Below are 1,940 nucleotides of genomic sequence, written 5' to 3'. Positions count from 1 at the left end.
AGGGTGGTTTTCTTGGCTTCCACTTCGCTGGAGGGAAACACCAGCAAAGCCAGGCTGAGCAGGGCGGCGATGCCGCTGGCGGCCAACAGATGGCTTTTCGGATAAAGCGGGGGCGCTTTAGGCGGTTCGTTGGTCATGAGTAAGGTGACTTTGAAAAAAGTGAAATGGAATAGATGAATGACATGATGAAGATGAAATAACTGTATAAAATATAACCAAATCCAGTTTCACGCAAGGGCGCATAGACGCCGCAACCCCGTGTCCGGGTCACATTCCTTTGCGAAACTTGTAATTGACGGCCGATCTTGTATGGTTGGCTCCCCCTGAATCTGAGCCTTGCGGGTTTGTCTATGAAGTCGGTTGAAGAGCAGCTGGCGCTTATCAAGCGCGGTGCGGAAGAAGTACTGGTCGAGTCGGAACTGGTGGAGAAGCTCAAGCGCGGCCAACCTCTGCGCATCAAGGCCGGCTTCGACCCGACCGCACCCGACCTGCACCTGGGTCACACGGTGCTGATCAACAAGCTGCGCCAGTTCCAGGAGCTGGGGCATACGGTCATCTTCCTGATTGGTGACTTCACCGGCATGATCGGCGACCCCAGCGGCAAGAGCGCCACGCGCCCGCCGCTGACTCGCGAGCAGGTGCTCGACAACGCCGAGACCTATAAACAGCAGGTGTTCAAGATCCTCGACCCGGCAAAGACGGAAGTCGCGTTCAACTCCACCTGGATGGACACGCTGACCCCGGCCGACTTCATTCGCCTGGCGTCGCAGTACACCGTGGCGCGCATGCTCGAGCGCGATGACTTCGACAAACGCTACACCACCAATCAGCCGATCGCGATCCACGAGTTCCTTTATCCGCTGGTGCAGGGCTATGACTCGGTGGCGCTCAAGGCGGATGTCGAGCTGGGTGGTACCGACCAGAAGTTCAACCTGCTGATGGGGCGCGAGTTGCAGCGTGCCTACGGCCAGGAGGCGCAGAACATCGTGACCATGCCGCTGCTCGAAGGGCTTGATGGCGTGAAGAAGATGTCCAAGTCGCTGGGCAACTATGTAGGTATCCAGGAAGCGCCGGGCGTGATGTACAGCAAGCTGGTGTCGATCCCGGATACTTTGATGTGGCGTTACTTCGAACTGTTGAGCTTCCGTTCTATGGAAGAGATCGAGCAGTTCCGTGCCGATGTGGCCAATGGTGCCAACCCGCGGGATATCAAGATCAAGCTGGCGGAAGAGATTGTTGCGCGGTTCCATGGTGAGGAGGCAGCGGCTAATGCTCACCGTGCGGCGGGTAATCGCATGAAAGAGGGGGAGCTGCCGGAAGATCTGCCGGAAGTCGAAGTGGCCGCGGCTGAGGAGTTGCCGATTGCTGCCGTGCTGAACCGGGCGGGGCTGGTGAAGAACTCGGCGCAGGCGCGGGACTTGCTGAGTGGTGGTGCCGTCAAGGTTGATGGTGCGGTGGTGGATCGTGACTTCGTATTTGCGCTGGGCGCGACACATGTGTGCCAGGCAGGCAAGAAGTCGTTTGCGCGGGTCACGCTCAAGGCTGAGTGAGCGGCTGGTGGTGTAGCTATATAGAAGCGGGGAGGCCGGTAGGCCTCCCCGCTTTGTTTTTGGGGTTGTTCGCCTTGGGTCTCACAGGCGAGGGAAGGGTTGTGGCAGGCACTTGTCGGCCTTGATGCGGTCTTTGCCCCTATATTTCACTTTCTTGAAATTAAAGGTTGACGCCCTCTCGAATCCCCTTATAATGCGCCCCACTTCCAGCGACAACGGAACGACAAACTCCTTGATATTCAACGAGTTAGGTAGTTCAGAAGGTGCTGTAAGGGCTTCGATCGAAAGATCGGCAGCGGTGATAAAGGCAGTTGACAGCGGATTTAAACGCTGTATTATTCGCCTCCCGCTACGAGAGATCGCAGCGAGCCAAGTGTTTGAAGCTAAACG

At 57.2% G+C, this 1,940-nt stretch carries 2 protein-coding genes; one reads left to right on the top strand and one right to left on the bottom strand.

Features of this window, described 5'->3' with window-relative positions:
* Positions 1-350 precede the first annotated feature (350 nt).
* Positions 351-1,550 (top strand): tyrosine--tRNA ligase, encoded by a 1,200-nt coding sequence (gene tyrS / locus HP546_RS29680; RefSeq protein WP_172233284.1) that lies wholly within the window; start codon positions 351-353, stop codon positions 1,548-1,550.
* 81 nt (positions 1,551-1,631) lie between these two features.
* Here the strand turns inward: tyrS and HP546_RS31210 are convergent.
* Positions 1,632-1,940: hypothetical protein (locus HP546_RS31210; protein ID WP_218584655.1), on the bottom strand; the 309-nt coding region annotated here is incomplete at its 5' end.

It is taken from the genome of Pseudomonas sp. CM25 (assembly GCF_013179705.1).
GTDB lineage: Bacteria > Pseudomonadota > Gammaproteobacteria > Pseudomonadales > Pseudomonadaceae > Aquipseudomonas.
The sequence above is the reverse complement of the archived record's forward strand: the minus strand, read 5'-3'. Positions and strand labels throughout refer to the sequence as shown.